At 39.6% G+C, this 16,957-nt stretch carries 6 protein-coding genes; 1 reads left to right on the top strand and 5 read right to left on the bottom strand.

The genetic code is table 11. The features are described from left to right. Nucleotides 1-7 precede the first annotated feature (7 nt). The 3 genes from E4661_RS06320 to E4661_RS06310 are packed head-to-tail and all read right to left on the bottom strand — an operon-like array spanning nucleotide 8 to nucleotide 9,896. A complete protein-coding gene (locus E4661_RS06320; RefSeq protein WP_136465980.1) occupies nucleotides 8-3,265 on the bottom strand; it encodes a VCBS repeat-containing protein in 3,258 nt (1,085 codons plus the stop codon). Beyond that, nucleotides 3,258-6,602 carry a CRTAC1 family protein gene (locus E4661_RS06315; protein WP_136465979.1) on the bottom strand — a complete coding sequence of 1,115 codons (3,345 nt, stop codon included), beginning with the start codon at nucleotides 6,600-6,602 and terminating at the stop codon, nucleotides 3,258-3,260. Before E4661_RS06315 ends, E4661_RS06320 begins: the two co-directional genes overlap by 8 nt. Before the next feature lie 3 nt (nucleotides 6,603-6,605). Further along, nucleotides 6,606-9,896 carry a VCBS repeat-containing protein gene (locus E4661_RS06310; protein ID WP_136465978.1) on the bottom strand — a complete coding sequence of 1,097 codons (3,291 nt, stop codon included), beginning with the start codon at nucleotides 9,894-9,896 and terminating at the stop codon, nucleotides 6,606-6,608. Nucleotides 9,897-10,083: 187 nt separating this feature from the next. Here E4661_RS06310 and E4661_RS06305 point away from each other — a divergent pair, with 187 nt between their 5' ends. Then, a complete protein-coding gene (locus tag E4661_RS06305) occupies nucleotides 10,084-11,673 on the top strand; it encodes a solute:sodium symporter family transporter (RefSeq protein WP_136465977.1) in 1,590 nt (529 codons plus the stop codon). Between the two features lie 295 nt (nucleotides 11,674-11,968). On the opposite strand, the gene E4661_RS06300 is transcribed toward E4661_RS06305, so the two are convergent. Continuing rightward, nucleotides 11,969-13,597: a RagB/SusD family nutrient uptake outer membrane protein gene (locus E4661_RS06300; protein WP_136465976.1), complete on the bottom strand. Its 1,629-nt coding sequence runs from the start codon at nucleotides 13,595-13,597 to the stop codon at nucleotides 11,969-11,971. Between the two features lie 18 nt (nucleotides 13,598-13,615). Continuing rightward, entirely contained in the window at nucleotides 13,616-16,774 is a 3,159-nt protein-coding gene (locus E4661_RS06295) for a SusC/RagA family TonB-linked outer membrane protein (protein WP_136465975.1), read from the bottom strand. Nucleotides 16,775-16,957: the final 183 nt, after the last annotated feature.

Below are 16,957 nucleotides of genomic sequence, written 5' to 3'. Positions count from 1 at the left end.
GTTTGTTTTAGTTGTTGATTTGATATAATTGGGCTCTTTCATTGTTGAAAATGGCAAGCAGATATTTTTTGTCCTTAATTGGGAGTATACCCAAGTGACGCAAGGATTTTTGATTAAAATCAAGTCCGAGCTCATGGCCCAAAATTACATTATTTTCATTTTTTATCAATGCGCCGGAAAAGCTGTCAAATCGGCCATGATATGGTTTTACCCCAAAATAGTTGCCACCGGCTAAAACTTCTGGACTACCGTCATTGTCAAAATCGTACGAGAGGAAATCCATTATAGGCGAAACTTGAAGCTCAATGGGAAAAGGCACGAATGTAAAAGTTCCCTCCTCATTTTTTAAGTAACCCGAACGAAGCTCTGTAATGGAAAGTACTTCAGCATTTTCAATCGATTCAGCACTTAAGATATCTTTGAGCTCTTTTCCCGCAAAAGATTTATGGGTATTGAATTTTTTCTTGAGTGACACCATTTGGGAAGCAAGAGCATCCAAATTATGAATTGGATATTCCTTTCCACTTTTGGCAAGTGTGGTTAGGGTTTCGGTATTCCCATTGCCGTCAAAGTCTGCGAAGTACATTTTAAGTGGGTTCTCTTGGGATGCCTTGAACTTGGAGTTTGTGCCCCAATTTCCCAATAAATAATCATCATCTCCGTCTTGATCAATATCAAAAGGTTCAATGGTTTGCCAAAGACCATTTAGGTTTATCTGTTTTGTTTCAGTCAAGGTACCTTTGTTGTTTTCAAAGAATCGTGGAGACATCCATTCCCCCACAATTATAAGGTCCTTGGTGCCATCAGCGTTAAAATCGTGCCATATGGCATCCGTGACCATGCCAATATTTTTAGCTTCAAAATTGTCAACAACGGAAAACATACCACCTTCATTTTTTAATAAATAGGAGGTGGGGGATCGACCAAACTTTGAAGTAACGATGTGATTGCCTACAAACACATCCATATCACCATCTTGATCATAATCATATGGTTTTATGACACTTGCGTTTTGGAAGTATTCTGGGAGCTCTTTTTCGACATAAGTAGAGCCTTTTTGCACATAGTAACGATCTTTCAGTTGTATGGATTCTCCAAAGAAATCTGCCCCTCCGCTACCAACAAACAGATCATTTTTTTTGTCGCCATTTAAATCGACCATTGCAGCACTCACATCTTCTTTGATGGAATCTTTTGCAATTTCAGGGATTGTATATTTTACAAAACTTGTGTCCTGTTGTATGAAAACCGCAGCAGGAACATATTTTGAACCACCAACAAATATATCTTCCTTTCCATCGGCATTGATATCTCCGATGGCTAAGGCAGGCCCCCTATCAGAGGCTTTGTATGGAATGAGTTTTTCCCGATTAAAATCGACATAATTATCTTCCTTGTGAACAAAATCAATACCCATTCCATCGTCTACTATTTTAAATAGAGATTTATTTTTGGGTTTTAGGGTGCTGTAATCGAATGGTTTTGGATTATCTGGTGATATGGTAAGGGTCTGATTGGTTGCTATGTTCTTTAAAACCTGAAATGTTTTGTTGGGCCAGACCACTTTCAAAGAATCTATTGCTGTATGTGGACCAAATCCAAAATGGATTATAGGTTCAGAAGAAGCTTGAAATCCCCTGGTAGCATACAATTCTTTGAATTGCAATTGCCCATTTTGGTAGGTGTAGACTTTGGTGCCTATTCCGAATTTATTTGGATTTATGTAATTCAACTTGATTTTGAGGTAGTTGGCGTTATCATCGGTTTGGTTAATATACAAAGAAGCTGCCCTATTGAGGTTTGAGGTTACAATGTCCATATCACCATCATTGTCAAAATCCCCAATCGCTGTGGCTCCAGAGATAATGGTGTCATTCGAAATCCACTTATCTGACATGTCCTCAAATGCTATGTGTGAATTGCCTTTGAAGATATAATTATGGATTGCTCCCGAGGGCATTAAACCGAAAGCTTCTTGATCTACGAGCTTAGTGTTGTTTATTTTATTTTGAATTTGATCACTGGATAGAAAGTTGATGAAATCAAGGTCATTAGGTCTCTTAGGAATACCATTGGAAACGAAAAGATCCTGCTCACCATCTTGGTCATAATCGGCAAAAAGAGCGCTCCAGCTCCAATCGGTAGCGGCAACCCCGCTCATAAGAGCGGTTTCTGTATAATTGCCATCTGGCTGATTTATAAAGAGCATATTCCTTGTAAACTGATAGTGGTAACCGTATTGTTCAATCCGCATTTTTTGGGTTTGAACATTGTCGTCTCCCTCTGAAGATTTTAGGGGGATTTCTTCTTCGGGAAGCATATCCAATGAAATTAAATCAGGAAGGCCATCATGGTTAATATCCGCGACATCATTCCCCATCGAAAATCGACTGATGTGCCCAAAATGATCTTTTAAGCTTTCTTTGAAAGTGCCGTCACCATTATTTAAATAGTAGTAATCATCCTCATGAAAATCGTTTCCAACATAAATATCGGGATAACCATCAAGGTTAAAATCTGAAACGGCAACGCCAAGTCCATAGGCATTAATACCTCCAAAAATTCCAGCTGCCTCACTTACATCCGTGAATTTTCCGTTATCGTTTCGAAGTAGTTTATCACCTGTTTCATAATTTCTCTTATATCTGAGGTCGGCTTTTCCGTAGGATTCTTGTGTGTGAACCGCATGATTGAGTAGGTATAGATCTAAATCCCCGTCTAAATCATAATCTAAAAAAGCAGCGGAGGAGCTGTATGAATCAAAATCGAGCCCATAACGTATTGAACTTTCCGTAAAGGTGACCATTTTGGAGCCGTCAGAAGGGCCATTGTTAATATAGAGTTCATTGTGCCCATCAAAACCCTTGATGCCCACTACGGCGCAAACATAGATATCCAACAGGCCATCACCGTTTACATCGCCCATAACAGCTCCTGTGTTCCAAGTACTGTTTCCTTGGATTCCAGCTTCTTTGGAGACATCTTTGAATTTTAGGTTTCCCAGATTCAGATATAACTTGTTTTTCACCTGATTTCCCGAGAAGAAAATATCGGGGAGCCCGTCACCATTTACATCACCAACTGCGACCCCGCCTCCGTTGTAAAAGTAGAGGTAGTCCAATATGTTGAGGTCGTCAGATTCCGTAATCCTATTTTCGAAGGTGATACCGGTTTTATCTGCCGTAGGATTTTCAAAAAGCTTGTTGCCCTTGTTGCATCCGATTAGCAGTATTGTAGACGTAATTAAAGCTATCAATTTATTCATCGAGTGCGAAAATCTTTGGTTTTTTGTCATTGATGGCAGCCAACACATATCTTTTGCCCGTTTTGTCCTTGAATAATCCAAGATGCTTCACTTCATCCCGTATGAAGAAACCACTATCATCATAATTTTGCCAGTCAAAGTTCATTTTACCATCTCCTAACAGCACATTTCCATAACCTGCATCCAAACGAGAGAATTGGGGCTTGAACTCAAAATTGTTGCCCGCCATGATCAAGTCCAAATTTCCATCTTTATCAATGTCCGTGCAGGTAATTCCGCAAATGCAGGATAGTTGTACGCGACTTGGAAGTGTTTTGATGGTGAATTTGCCGTTACCTTCATTAATGGCAATGACTGATTCTGAATAATTTACTTCTTTGACAATAGAACGGTCTATTACTTCCTTTGGAAAAAGTTCGTTTATGGTTCTTTTGGCATAATCTGAAGCTTTAAGGTTTTGTTTTTTGAGAGATACCAATTGCGCAGTCAATTCCTTTTTTTGGTGCAGGGGATAATCGCCTCCATCATAATTTTGGGTAACTATTTGCTCGATGGTACCGTTGTCATCAAAGTCATTGATCCACATTTTCATAGGTTGTCCTTTTTTGGGTGAATAATGAAGGTTTCCACCTTGGTTGCCCAATATAAGGTCCATGTCGCCATCGTTGTCCAAATCCGCCGCTTCAATAGTGTTCCACCAGCCGGTCAAACTGTCCAGTGATGAATCCAATTTGGAAATTCTTCGGCCAGAGTTCCTATATATTTTTGGGGTGTCCCACTCCGAAACAGTTATCAAATCATCTTTTTCGTCGCCATCTATGTCAACCCAAACGGAAGCAGTGACCATGCCAGCACTTTTAAGGTTGTAACCCAACCTTTCTGTGGCATCAGTAAATTCTCCGTTGCCTTGATTTTCCAAGAATAAATGGTCTGGATTTAACCCATACACCCCAACGATACTTCTTGAACCGATAAACACATCAATATCCCCGTCTCCATCAAAATCAGAAGGAGAGATTGTGGAAACATTTTTAAAAGATGATGGAATGGATTGTTCGGATTTTTGGAAATTACCCGAGCCATCGTTCAAATATAATCTAGGTCTATAGGATTGTTCTTTGCCCACTTCGTTGCCGCCAGAGCCGACCATAAGATCTAAGTCACCGTCGCCATCTGCATCAAAGAATGCCGCGGCGGTATCTTCATAAGCTCTATCTTTTTCAAGGTCGCTTTGGTTTTTTGGAGACAATAGACCTTGATTTTTATGAAGGTAAATAACCCCAGCTTGGCCTTTAGCACCGCCTACAAAAACATCTTCATTACCATCTCCGTTCACATCGCCGATGGCCAAAGAAGGTCCTTCCTGCGAAGTTTTTTTGTAGATAAGCCCTTCATAGTCAAAATCATTATAGGTGTTTTCTTGATGAGATACCAATCCTGTATTTTTCAATTCCCGCATCAACGGTTCTTTCAATTGAGGATTTGGAGCAATGTAATCTTCGATGGCATCTACTTGCTTAAAGGTTAAAACCCGGTTGGCTTCAACATTCGAAAGTTTTTGAGTCTTGTCATTAGGCCAAAGAATCCTGATAGAATCAATTTTTTTTGTGTCACCCAAACCAATGGTCATGGTGTAATCCATAGAAGATTGAAACCCTCTGGACGGTACCAACTCTTGGTTTATGATATTGCCATCATAATACAAAAACGCTGTAGTGCCTACCGCAAAGGGGTTGGCCCCTTGCCCCTCGAACTTTAATTGGATGTAATTGTGTTGTTTTTGTGAGTTGGTATTGTTGCGGTAAATAAAGGTTTGTGTGTTTACATTATTGATGACTAAATCCAGGTCTCCGTCATTGTCCAAGTCCCCGTAAGCAGCGCCATTTGACCTTGATGGCAACTCAAACCCCCAGTCTTTGTTGGCATTATCAAATGTGATATCTCCCTTGTTCCTGTAAGCATAATTCGGTTGTGGTTTTATGGGCATTTTAACAATGATGGAATCGATGGATTCCTTTTTTCCCGTCAGTGCCATTTTTTGAATGATTTCGTTGGCAAAGAAATCCACAAAATCAAGGTCTGTCAGATCATGGTTGATTCCGTTGGTGATAAAAATATCTCGAAGCCCATCATTATCCATATCAAAAAGAAGTCCAGCCCAGCTCCAGTCGGTAGCATCTACACCACTAAAGTATGCCACTTCCGAGAAGGTGCCGTTTCCATTGTTCAATTGCAAAGTGTTCTGGATGTACTGCTGATAAAAGTCTTTACTTCGTTTGAGGTCAAAAATATTATAACCTTCAAACTCCATAACTGATTTTACTCTTTGGTCTGGCTCGGGAAGCATATCCGTGATAAAAATGTCATTATGGCCATCGTTATTGATGTCGGCAATATCTATACCCATGGCGGAAAGGCTTAAATGCTGAGTCCAATCCTTGATTTCTTCTCGAAACGTACCATCTTGATTGTTAATATATAGGTAGTCTCTTTCATAAAAATCATTGGAAACATAAATATCAGGATACAAATCCTTATTAATGTCCGTTACCAAAACACCCAAACCGAACCCGATAAGACTGCCATAAATACCGGCATCTTCACTGACATCGACAAATTTTCCGTCATCATTTCGTAAAAGCATGTCTCCAACACCTCTAAAAATGTGTGGTACGCCTTCCCAGTCTTGAGCTCTTACTTCTCTTTGTTCAGCGTAGCCCAAACTGCTAACAGGGATATTGCTATTGTTCAAAATATAGGCATCTAAATCCCCATCTTTATCATAATCGAAAAAAGAAGCATGGGTAGAGAATCCTGTTTCGGCTAAGTTATACTCATGGGCTTTTTCGGTGAAGGTCAAATCCCCGTTATTGATGTATAGGTCGTTGTCATGATTGTTGCCCTCCAAATTTCCTGCATTGCTTACATAGATATCCAGTAAGCCATCTGCATTGATGTCTACCATGACCACCCCTGTTGACCACGGTTTGTTTCCGGTCACTCCCGCTTTTTCAGAAATATCTTCAAACTCAAGATTCCCTTTGTTCAAATACAATTTGTTGGGTTCCATGTTACCGGTCAAATAGATATCCGGTAAACCATCATTGTTGATGTCACCGATGGCTACGCCCCCTCCGTTATAAAAATTCCGGTATTTGAAAATATTGAAGTTCTTTTGGTTTTCAACTTTGTTTATAAAGTCGACACCAGTCTGCTCCGAAGGTAGCAAGGTGAAAAGTGTCTCGGAATTTTTCTTTGAAGTAGCCTCTTCTTCCTTTGTACCGCACGATACCAAAAGAATGGACAAACAAAATAGCTTCAAAATAGGTGTTCTCATTTTCTATTGATTTTTAATCAAAAAAATAGGTGAATCGTTATTGCGACCGACAATGTAGGCAGGCTTGCCGGCAATCATAATTTTCTTCAATGTTCTTATGGCTCCAGAAATCTCGAATCCACTAGCTTTTGCAACATTGAACCCTCCATGTGTATTGTTATCTAAAGTTAATCCGTGAAAAGCATCCAATCTGCCTAATTGAGTGCTTATTTCATAGTTATTGCCCACAATCAACAAGTCAGGATAACCATCATTGTTTAGGTCTTCTGCTGCAATGTCATATATTGGTGATGCTTGTGCCATTTTTGGAAGTTCATGTTTAGTAAAATTTCCCTTACCATCGTTCTTAAAATAAACACTTGCCAGCTCTACAATGGATTTTTTTTCTGATTGCTCCAGTTGTTTTTGACCAAATAATTCTTGTAGTGAAGCCTTTGCAAAATCTTTGTATGACAGATGAGTTTTATTTAGATAGGGCATTTGTTTGACCAGCTCATCCTTTGAAGCAAAAGGGGTCTCGGAATTTTTATGGTAATATGTAATCAAGGGTTCTTTTGAGCCATTGTCATCAAAATCAGCGGAATAGAGTGTGATGGGTTTTTCTTTGGAAGCTTTGAATTTTGTGTTTTGACCCCAATTGCCACAGATAAGGTCTAGATCACCATCGTCATCTATATCACAAGCTACAACTGTATTCCACCAGCCCTGCGTATCTTTCAAGCCATTGTTCTTTTGTAATTTCAGTTGGCCTCCATCATTTAGAAAAATGGAGACTGACATCCAATGTCCTACAACCACCAAGTCCATGTACCCATTTGAATCCAGGTCGGTGGAAATGACATCTTTTACATTACCGATGAATTCAATTTCTGGGATAACGCTTTGCGTGTTGTCCATGAAATTTCCAGAACCATCATTTTCCAAAAAATACTGTCTTGATGTTTTTCCGTATTGCCCGGGCTCCTGATCCGAAGCAATAAGAATATCTTGATCTCCGTCATTGTCAAAATCGGTCGCCAAAACCTTGGATGCATTGACTTCAATATTTTTAAATTGCTGGGAATCAGGGTGTAAAATTCCTTTCTTGTTCAGATAAAGCCTTGGCTGTAATGGATTACCTCCTTTAAACTCATTGCCGCCACTTACCACCAAAAGATCAATATATTCATCTCCGTTGGCATCAAAAAAAACATGGGAGGTGTCTTCATTGGTGGCATGTTTATCAAAAAGACCGGTTTGGTGTGATATGAAACTACCATCCTCTTGTTGGATATAAAGCGCAGAATTTTGGGCCTTGGCGCCACTAATGAAGAAATCATCTAACCCATCATTATTGATGTCGGCAACAGAAATATCGGGACCTTCATTTGAGTTTGCAAAGGGAACCAAGGGTTCACGGTCAAAATCAAGTGTTGGCTTTTCGGAGTGCACAAAATCCACAAGAGAATCCAAGATTTTAAAATGTGGATTTATGGACAAATGTTCAGGTTGTTGATGGATTGAGGCAGTACTTTCATCAAATACGATCCTTTTTCCAGCGGGTAAATTGTATTGAGTCTGGATTTTGCCACTGGGCCAAATGACTTTTAAAGAATCTATGATTGAATCTTTTCCCAAACCTAAATGCATTATGGGCGGCACGGCTGACAGATACCCTTTGGTAACAAAGTTTTCTTGGGAGATTTTAAGTGAATCGGTATAAGCGACAATCTTCGCCCCTATGCCAAATGTATTATTTTGGGCTCCTTTGAATTTTACGGAAATAGAGTTGTTGCTATTGCCCATGTTTTCCATGACAAAAGCCTCATGGTCAACGTTATTGACCACTAAATCTAAATCTCCATCATTGTCCAGATCAGCATAAACACAGCCATTACTGAACGAGGTTTCCTTATCTGCCCATAGTTCGGTAACATCAGAGAAAGTGAGTTGTCCATTGTTTTTGAAGAAATAGTTGTGAATCTTTTTTTTAGGGATTTCTTCAATAAGGGGCATATCAGCATGAGACATTCCCTGTTCAATTCGCCTTTGAAGGTTGTCGTTGGAAATGAAGTTGATAAAATCCATGTCGTTTGTTGCTCCTTTAATTCCATTTGACACAAAAACATCTTTTTTGCCATCATTATCGAAATCTGCCAAAAGAGCCCCCCATGACCATTCGGTCGCTGCCACGCCACTTAGATGCGCAATTTCAGCAAATCGTTCATTTCCGAGATTTACATGAAGGGTATTTTGCATATACTGTGGAGAATACCCATTTCTCAGGTATTGTTGGTAGATAGGGAATCCATATTCTAACCCTGAAGTTTTGTAAGTTTCCAGGTCTTCAGGAAGCATGTCAAGCGAAATGATATCCATGAGGCCATCATTATTGATGTCAGCGATATCATTGCCCATAGAAAAATGCGTGGTATGTCCCAATTTGTTGTTATCCAATGAAATAACTTCTTTAAAAGTGCCGTCTTTTTGATTTATATAGAGGTAATCATTCTCAAAAAAGTCATTTCCTACATAAATATCTGGAAAACCATCGTTATTGATGTCGCTCACGGATAGCCCTAAGCCATACCCGCTTTTGCCTTGAAAAATACCCGCTTGGGAACTTATATCAACAAATTTTCCGTTTTGATTTTCGAATAGTACGTCCCCTGACAGTTTGTCGACTTTTTCTCGTTGTTTTCCTTTGCCATATGTTCTGTTAGGATATACAGAATGATTCATGAGATACAAGTCTAAATCCCCATCCAGGTCATAATCAAAAAAGGCTGCTTGGGTTGAAAATCCTGAAAAATCGAGTCCGTACGACGCAGCATCTTCTTTGAAAATGGGAACCCCGTTTTTATCAACTCCTTGGTTGATATATAATAAATTCGCATCATCTAAATGTTTGTAATTCCCTACTTTGCAGACATAAATATCAAGAAGCCCGTCATGATTGATGTCCACATGGGTAGCACCTGTGGTCCAACCATTTATGTTTTCTATTTGCGCTTGCAGAGTCACCTTTTTAAAGGTTAGTCCTCCTTTATTTAAGAATAATTCGTCGGCAACTTGATTTCCAATAAAGTAAAGATCAATTAGTGAGTCATTGTTGAAGTCTGCTGCAACTACTCCAGCTCCATTATAATAATACAGATAGTTTAAAATGTTTAAATCAGGGGTTTCGGAAAGAAGGTTGACGAAATCGATTTCGGTGTCTTTGGATGATAATTTTTTGAACTGTTTTTCTGATTTTTTTTGGCATGAGATTGCGCAAAAAAAGAGTACAAAAACCACAATCATCTTCCTTTTCATACATCTTTCGAAATAGTTGTACAATATAAGTAAACTTGAGGGAAGAATAAAGGCTAAATGTGATGTTTGTCCAATAAAAATGGGGGATTGTGATAAATTTTAACAGTTATTGATTTTTATGGGATTCTACGAGTTTTACGAAAAAATCGAGCTATATTTAGAAGTTGCAACCTAACACAAATTAATTATGATTGGAGTACTTTCTTTTTTGGGCTTTACGGCATTGGTCGGGGTGATTTCTTATTTGGCTACAAGGAGCACAAATGAAAAATCATCGGACGGTTATTTCTTAGGCGGACGAAGTTTGACCGCTGGTGTTATCGCTGGATCATTGTTGTTAACGAACCTTTCAACCGAACAAATTGTTGGATTGAATGGAAGCGCTTATAAAGATGGACTTTCGGTAATGGCATGGGAAACTTTGGCGGCTATCGCCATGATTATAGCTGCAGTTTTTTTATTGCCAAGATACTTAAAAGGAGGACTTACCACTGTGCCTCAGTTTTTAGCAAGCCGGTTTGATGTAACCACTAAAACAATTACTTCGGGATTATTTTTGACAGGCTACGTTGTTGTGTTGCTTCCAGTAATTCTTTACTCTGGTTCTGTGGCTATAAGTGGTATGTTCAATGTGCCCGAAATGCTCAATGTTTCGGATTCAACGGCTCTTGTAATCTGTATATGGGGTATCGGAATTATAGGGTCTATTTACGCGGTTTTTGGAGGGTTAAAGGCGGTCGCTGTTTCTGATAGTATCAATGCTATAGGATTGATTATTGGAGGAGTAATGATTCCTGTTTTTGGTTTGATGGCGATAGGCGATGGAAGTGTGTTCTCAGGATTGGATACCTTAATGACAGCAAATCCAGAGCGATTCGATTCCACAGGTAACCCGGGACAGGAGGTTCCTTTTTCTACTATTTTTACAGGCATGATGTTGGTGCAGTTGTTTTATTGGGGCACTAACCAGCAAATTATACAAAGGGCCTTGGGAGCTAAAAACTTGGCAGAAGGTCAAAAGGGGTTATTGCTGGCCTCATTTTTGAAAATACTCGGGCCTATTATCTTGGTACTGCCAGGAATGATTGCTTATCATTATTTTGATGGAAATTTGGAGTCAAGTGATATTGCTTATCCGGCGTTGGTCGGCGCTGTGCTCCCTAAATATTTGGTTGGCTTTTTTGCGGCAGTTTTGTTTGGGGCTATACTAAGTTCTTTCAATAGTGTTTTGAATAGTTCCGTGACCCTTTTTGGAATAGATATTTACAAACAGCACATCAATAAGGAAGCCTCTGAGGGAGCTGTTGTAAAAAATGGTAAAATATTTGGTGTTTGTTTGGCTTTGGCGGCGATGTTTATTGCCCCGTTAATTGCTAATGCGGGTAGCTTGTTTAATTATCTTCAAGAGATTAATGGAATTTATAATATTCCTATTCTCACCATAATTGTAGTGGGGTATTTGACCAAGCAGGTACCTGCAATTGCTGCGAAGATTGCTATTTTTTTGGGGTCCGGATTATATATTATTAGTCAATTCATATTAAAGCCATTTGTTTTTGGGGATGATAACTACCCTCATTACTTACATGTGATGGCAATATTATTTTTATTGAATGCAGGAATCATGCTATTGATCGGGAAACTTTACCCTAGAAAAGAAGCTTACGTACAAGAATATACCAAACAAGTGGAGATTACACCGTATAAATATGTGAAACAGGCTGGAGCGATTATCTGTTTGATAGTTATTGGAATCTACATCTATTTTGCAAAATAATTGACCCCTTTTTGCTTTAAGGGTTTTTGAGCAACAAGCTTACTTGTTGTGAAACGCACTGTTGACATTTTGAGTACGTATTGACTCTATGGAAAATGACTTTTGCTTTTTGATTAAGAGTTGGGCGGAATAGTAAAGAGGTTAAGTTTTGGAACCCATTGATTTTAATCTTGTGAGATGTAATGCGCTATCATTTTCTGAACCGTGACTTCGATTTACAACTGATACAAATAAAAGAAGGCTGCCATTTGGCAGCCTTCTTTTAATAACCTTAAACCTTAGGTTATATTTTGAGTTAGTATCCTGGATTTTGAACCAAATTTGGGTTGGCCAAAAGTTGAGGTAAAGGTATGGGGAACAATAATCTGGTATCATTGTTAATTTCAGAAGAACCTTTGAACTCCCAATCTCTTAGGTATTGCCCAAAGCGGATCATATCGTTTCGTCTCCATCCTTCTACAAATAATTCTCTAGCTCTTTCTTCTAACAATTCACTTTCGCCTACAGACCCTAGTGGACTAGCTCCGCGAAGCGTTCTTAAGTCGTTTACCATGGAAGTGGGATCTCCACCGGTTCTTAATATGGCCTCTGCCTTCATTAGGTGGGCATCAGCATATCTAAACTGAACACTATGATTGGTAAAACCTCCAAAACGCGGATTGTACTTCATTACACGTATACCGGTCTTTTCGTCATTGTTGATAAGGCTGGCAGCTCCTTCTCCATCAACAAAATCTCTTGAAAAAACTAGTGGGGCGCCCTGACGATCTTGCAATTGACTTCCATCCAAATCATACTGCTGACCCAATAAGAACCCAAACCCTACATTGGATCCATCTTCAAATCCACCATCAGTTTCGGTAGTACCATCCCTATCTGTAAATGGTAAACCTTCATTGGGCACACCTCCTCTACGTTCTTCTTGGCTATCCAAAGGAGTTAAATCCAATTCTACTCTGTTGTTGTCCGAATCACCTTCAAATAAATCGAAATACTCTGCCAAGGTGCTAAACCCATTCCAACCACCTCCACCGATGCTTGTTGAGTTATAGTGTAATCCATTAAAGATTCGGTTGCCCACGCCTGATTCTGTCCACCATATAGTTTCGTTATCAGGACTAGTTTTGAAGATATCGAAATAACCACTTTCTATGGCAAAGCCATCGGCTGTAATTTCGTCTACCAAAGAAATTACTTGAGTCATGTTTGCTGCATCTGGTGAACCACTAGATCCAGTTAATTGATTGTCATAGATGTGGCGATTAAGCAATACTTTGGCTTTTAGAAATCTAGCTGCCGCTTTGCTTCCTCTTTTCAAAGATTCTCCACTACCGGCAGTTTCAGTAGGTAATCCGGCAATCGCAGCATCCAAATCCGCCAAGATAAAATCTACTGCCTCGGCACCGGTAAGCACTTCTGGTATTGCTATAGATGGTAATTGTGTATCTCTAAAAGGTACTTGCCCGTAAAGATCTAAAATCGACCACATGGCATATGCTCTTATAAAATGGGCATCGGCTGCATCAGCTGCAGAAGGGCCACTCCTTGAATCCAAAATTTGGGAGGCTTGGAGTTGTCTTGCGTTCCAGTTATCAAATGGTGTAATAATATCAACCTCTTCAAGACCCCATTCATGTTGGTGTAATTTCCTCCATCGTCCATTGTCACCCCAGTCAGCACCTCTGGTAGGAATCAAAAGTGCATCTGTAGTAACCTCTCTTAAGGCATAAATATTAGCTTGGTCTCCCAAGTGTCCACTTACGTCACCATACATTTGGGTGACTGCAGAAGAGGAATTGGCTAACCCTTGAAAACCCTCATCTATAAAGGAATCCGTTTCTTCAATTTCCAAGTTAGTGCATGAAGAAAACCCGATTACCGATAATAGGGTCAATAAATAAATGTTAATTTGATCTCTTTTCATGATTATACAATTTTTTAATTAAAAGGATGCGTTTATGCCAAAGGTGATAGTCCTTGGATTAGGGAAAGAAGTCCAATCAATACCCCTACTTGGCAAAGCCGCCTGGTTTAATTGGCCTGTGTTAACAGTTACCTCTGGGTCAATACCACTATAATCAGTAATTAAAAACAGATTTTGACCGGTAACGGATAGTTTAAGGCTCTTTAAAACGTTATCACTACTTAGAGGAACATTGTATCCAATGGTTGCATTTTGAAATCTTACAAAATCACCTTTTTCCAAGAATCTTGTGGAGACCGCTGTGGAAGCATTTGGAGATTCACCAGCATTGGCAGCAGCTACGGTAACGTTTCTGGAGGTGTTCAATTGTCCAGCATTGAATAAGGCATTCGCCGTATTGTTGTAAACGGAAAAACCAAATTGGCCTGCAAAATAGGTGCTAATGTCCCAGTTTTTATGACTGAAATTTAAAGAAAGACCAGAAGTGACATCAGGGAGTCCATCTTCCCCTACGAATACTTTGTCCGCATCAGGATCTCCAACTCCATTTCCATCAATGTCCACATAAGTAGGATTTCCGTCTTCAAACCCATCAAAAATAGCCATGTAGTATGAGAAAAGCGGTCGTCCTGCTTCAAAACGTTGGGCAAAAGCTCCCGAAAGACCAGGTCCGTTTATGGGACCTAGATTTATTTCACCAGCAAAATCTTTTATTTCATTTTCATTATAGGCAATGTTGAACGAAGCACTGAAATTGGTGTCATCCGATTGTATAAAATCGTAGTTCAATCCTAGTTCTATACCTTGGTTAACAACACTGGCATCAACGTTTCCAAATTGAAATGGATTGGTAGAAGGTGCAGCCGGCGGGGTCTGAAGCAAAATGTCACTAGTGTTTTTATGATAAACATCTATGCTTCCACTAAACCTATCGTTATTGAAGCCAAAATCCAAACCAACATTGATGTCTAGGGTTTGTTCCCAGCGCAAATCAGGTTGGTCTGTTGCAACTATCGCCAAACCATTATCATTGTCAATGGTTCCTCCATTGCTTATGTTGTCCTCAAGAGTAAGGGCGGCATAGCGCTGTCTTGCAACAAACTGTCCGTATCCAAGACCATCTTGATTACCTGTTATACCAGCACTTAATCGTAGTTTCAATGTTGAAACGTTGTCTCCAATAAAATCTTCTTCCGCTATTTGCCAAGCAAAAGCACCAGAGGGGAAATAACCATACTGGTTTTCTGGTCCAAATCGGGAAGATCCATCTGCTCGCATGGTTGCTGTAAACAGATACTTGTTGTTGAGGCTGTAATTAATCCTTCCGAAAAATGACTGAAGCTCATCTGTATTGTCAAAATTATCATACACTAATGCACTGACGCCTCTTGAGAATCCGAAACCAATATTGTCAATACGAGCTTCAGGTAACAAGCGATTAACGGTTAAATCAGGACGATTTGGAGCATAATAATATTGTTGAAAAGAACCGCTAATAGAGTTTGTTGCCGCATTTACGGTCTCGACCAACGCTGAACCCATCTCGTTTAAATCGGTTGAGCTAAATCCTCTTGCAGCTGTATTGAAACCAAATGTTCTAAAGTCTTGGTAGGCGTAGCCGACAATTACATCAAGATTGGAGTTGTCAAATTCCTTCTTGTAGTTTACGGTTGCCTCAAGTAGCTTGTTTTGACGTTCGAGACGATTAAAAGTTCCTGCGCCAATGCCCTGAACCCCATCTACATTAAATATGTCTGCAGACAATACGGAAACATTATCGCTATCAGAAGCATCATACCCCAAGTTCACTTTACCTGTTATTTCAGAAGTAAAATCGTACTCAACGGATCCGTTTAAAAGAAACCTGTTTGTATTAGTAAGATTAGATGTATTCTGTAAATAGTTAGCTGGATTGAGGAGGCCACCTCCTGGATCTATATTGGGATTGTTGGGAATAGTTGGGTTGGCCGAATATGCCGCACCTAAAATATCACCTCTAAATCCGGAGCCACCCTCAAGAGGGGGTTGGCTTCTATTGGTTCTTGAAACAGAAGTCTGGACAGCCAATTTTAATTTATCATCTAAAAAACGGTGATTCCAGTTCAATCTTCCTGTAATTCTTTCAAAATCTGACTTCTCAACAACACCAAATTGTTTTTGATAACCAAAAGTGGCCCTGATGTTACCGGAGCCATAATTTTGCGAATATGCAAGGTTGTTAGAGGTGGAGGTCGCTCTTCGTAATATTGCATTCTGCCAGTTGGTGTTTCCTCCAAAATCAACACTTGCAGCATTACCGCCAGATTGTGTGATGGCACTTAGGAAGGCGCTTCTGCCCAATAGGTCATATTCTCTAACAGGAGATGAAATACTCAAATTAGAACTAAACTCAAACGAACCTCCTGAACCGGCTTTTCCACTTTTTGTGGTAATGATTACTACTCCATTGGCACCTCTGGATCCATAAATCGCGGTTGCGGAAGCATCCTTAAGAATACTGATACTTTCTATGTCATTTGGGTTTAAGAAATTTAATGGGTTTCCAGTTGCTGCATTTCCGCTAACCCCTGGAGTACTACTAATTCCTGAAGTACCTCGAGCATCCGTGTTTTGACCAAACAATGGAACACCATCTACTACAAATAACGGATTGTTGTTGGCTCGCACGGAATTAGCACCTCTGATATTCACTTGGATACCAGCACCAGGTTCACCACTAGTTTGGGAAATGTTTACACCCGCCGTTTTACCTTGAATCAGCTGCTCGGGTGATGAAATGACGCCGCCGTTGAAATCTTCAGAGGTAACTGCAGCTACTGAACCAGTTGCATCTTTAACCGTGGTTGTTCCGTAACCTATGATTACTACCTCGTCAAGGGCAGTTGCATCCTCTTGAAGTGTTACATTGATGGTTGCTTGTCCATTATACGTGATTTCTTGACTGCTGAAACCAATATAACTGAAGACCAAAACCGAACCATTGTCCACATCGTTAAGTGTGTAATTACCGTCAAAATCGGATTGGGTACCGTTTGTGGTACCTTTTACCAAGACACTTGCTCCCGGTAACGGACCATTGGCATCAGAAACAGTACCTGATACCGTCTGAGCCTTTACTGTATTGAAGCATATAAATGCCCCAAGCAGCAGCAAGCTTTTAAGTAGCGTAATCTTCATAAATAATTAATTTTAAGTTTAGTTAATTTTAATTCAAGTGTTAAACATATGCAAAAAAAGTATTAATAAAAATGCATCTGTTTCAAAGCGGTCTACGAAAACGGTTTCGTGTTAATAACTTTAATGGTTGTAAAATCTTGGTAGTATTTGCGAGACGATTTTATTTAAATCGTAACTTTATAG

The sequence above is a fragment of the Flagellimonas onchidii genome (assembly GCF_004804315.1).
Taxonomy (GTDB): Bacteria; Bacteroidota; Bacteroidia; order Flavobacteriales; family Flavobacteriaceae; genus Flagellimonas; species Flagellimonas onchidii.
Note: the sequence above shows the minus strand (reverse complement) of the source record. Positions and strands in the feature narration are given on the sequence as shown.

Excerpts from the sequence above, each read along its gene's own strand:
- E4661_RS06320 (WP_136465980.1), bottom strand. The coding sequence starts at position 3,265 with ATGAATAAATTGATAGCTTTAATTACGTCTACAATACTGCTAATCGGA.
- E4661_RS06295 (WP_136465975.1), bottom strand. The coding sequence starts at position 16,774 with ATGAAGATTACGCTACTTAAAAGCTTGCTGCTGCTTGGGGCATTTATA.
- E4661_RS06305 (WP_136465977.1), top strand. The coding sequence starts at position 10,084 with ATGATTGGAGTACTTTCTTTTTTGGGCTTTACGGCATTGGTCGGGGTG.
- E4661_RS06300 (WP_136465976.1), bottom strand. The coding sequence starts at position 13,597 with ATGAAAAGAGATCAAATTAACATTTATTTATTGACCCTATTATCGGTA.
- E4661_RS06315 (WP_136465979.1), bottom strand. The coding sequence starts at position 6,602 with ATGAGAACACCTATTTTGAAGCTATTTTGTTTGTCCATTCTTTTGGTA.
- E4661_RS06310 (WP_136465978.1), bottom strand. The coding sequence starts at position 9,896 with ATGAAAAGGAAGATGATTGTGGTTTTTGTACTCTTTTTTTGCGCAATC.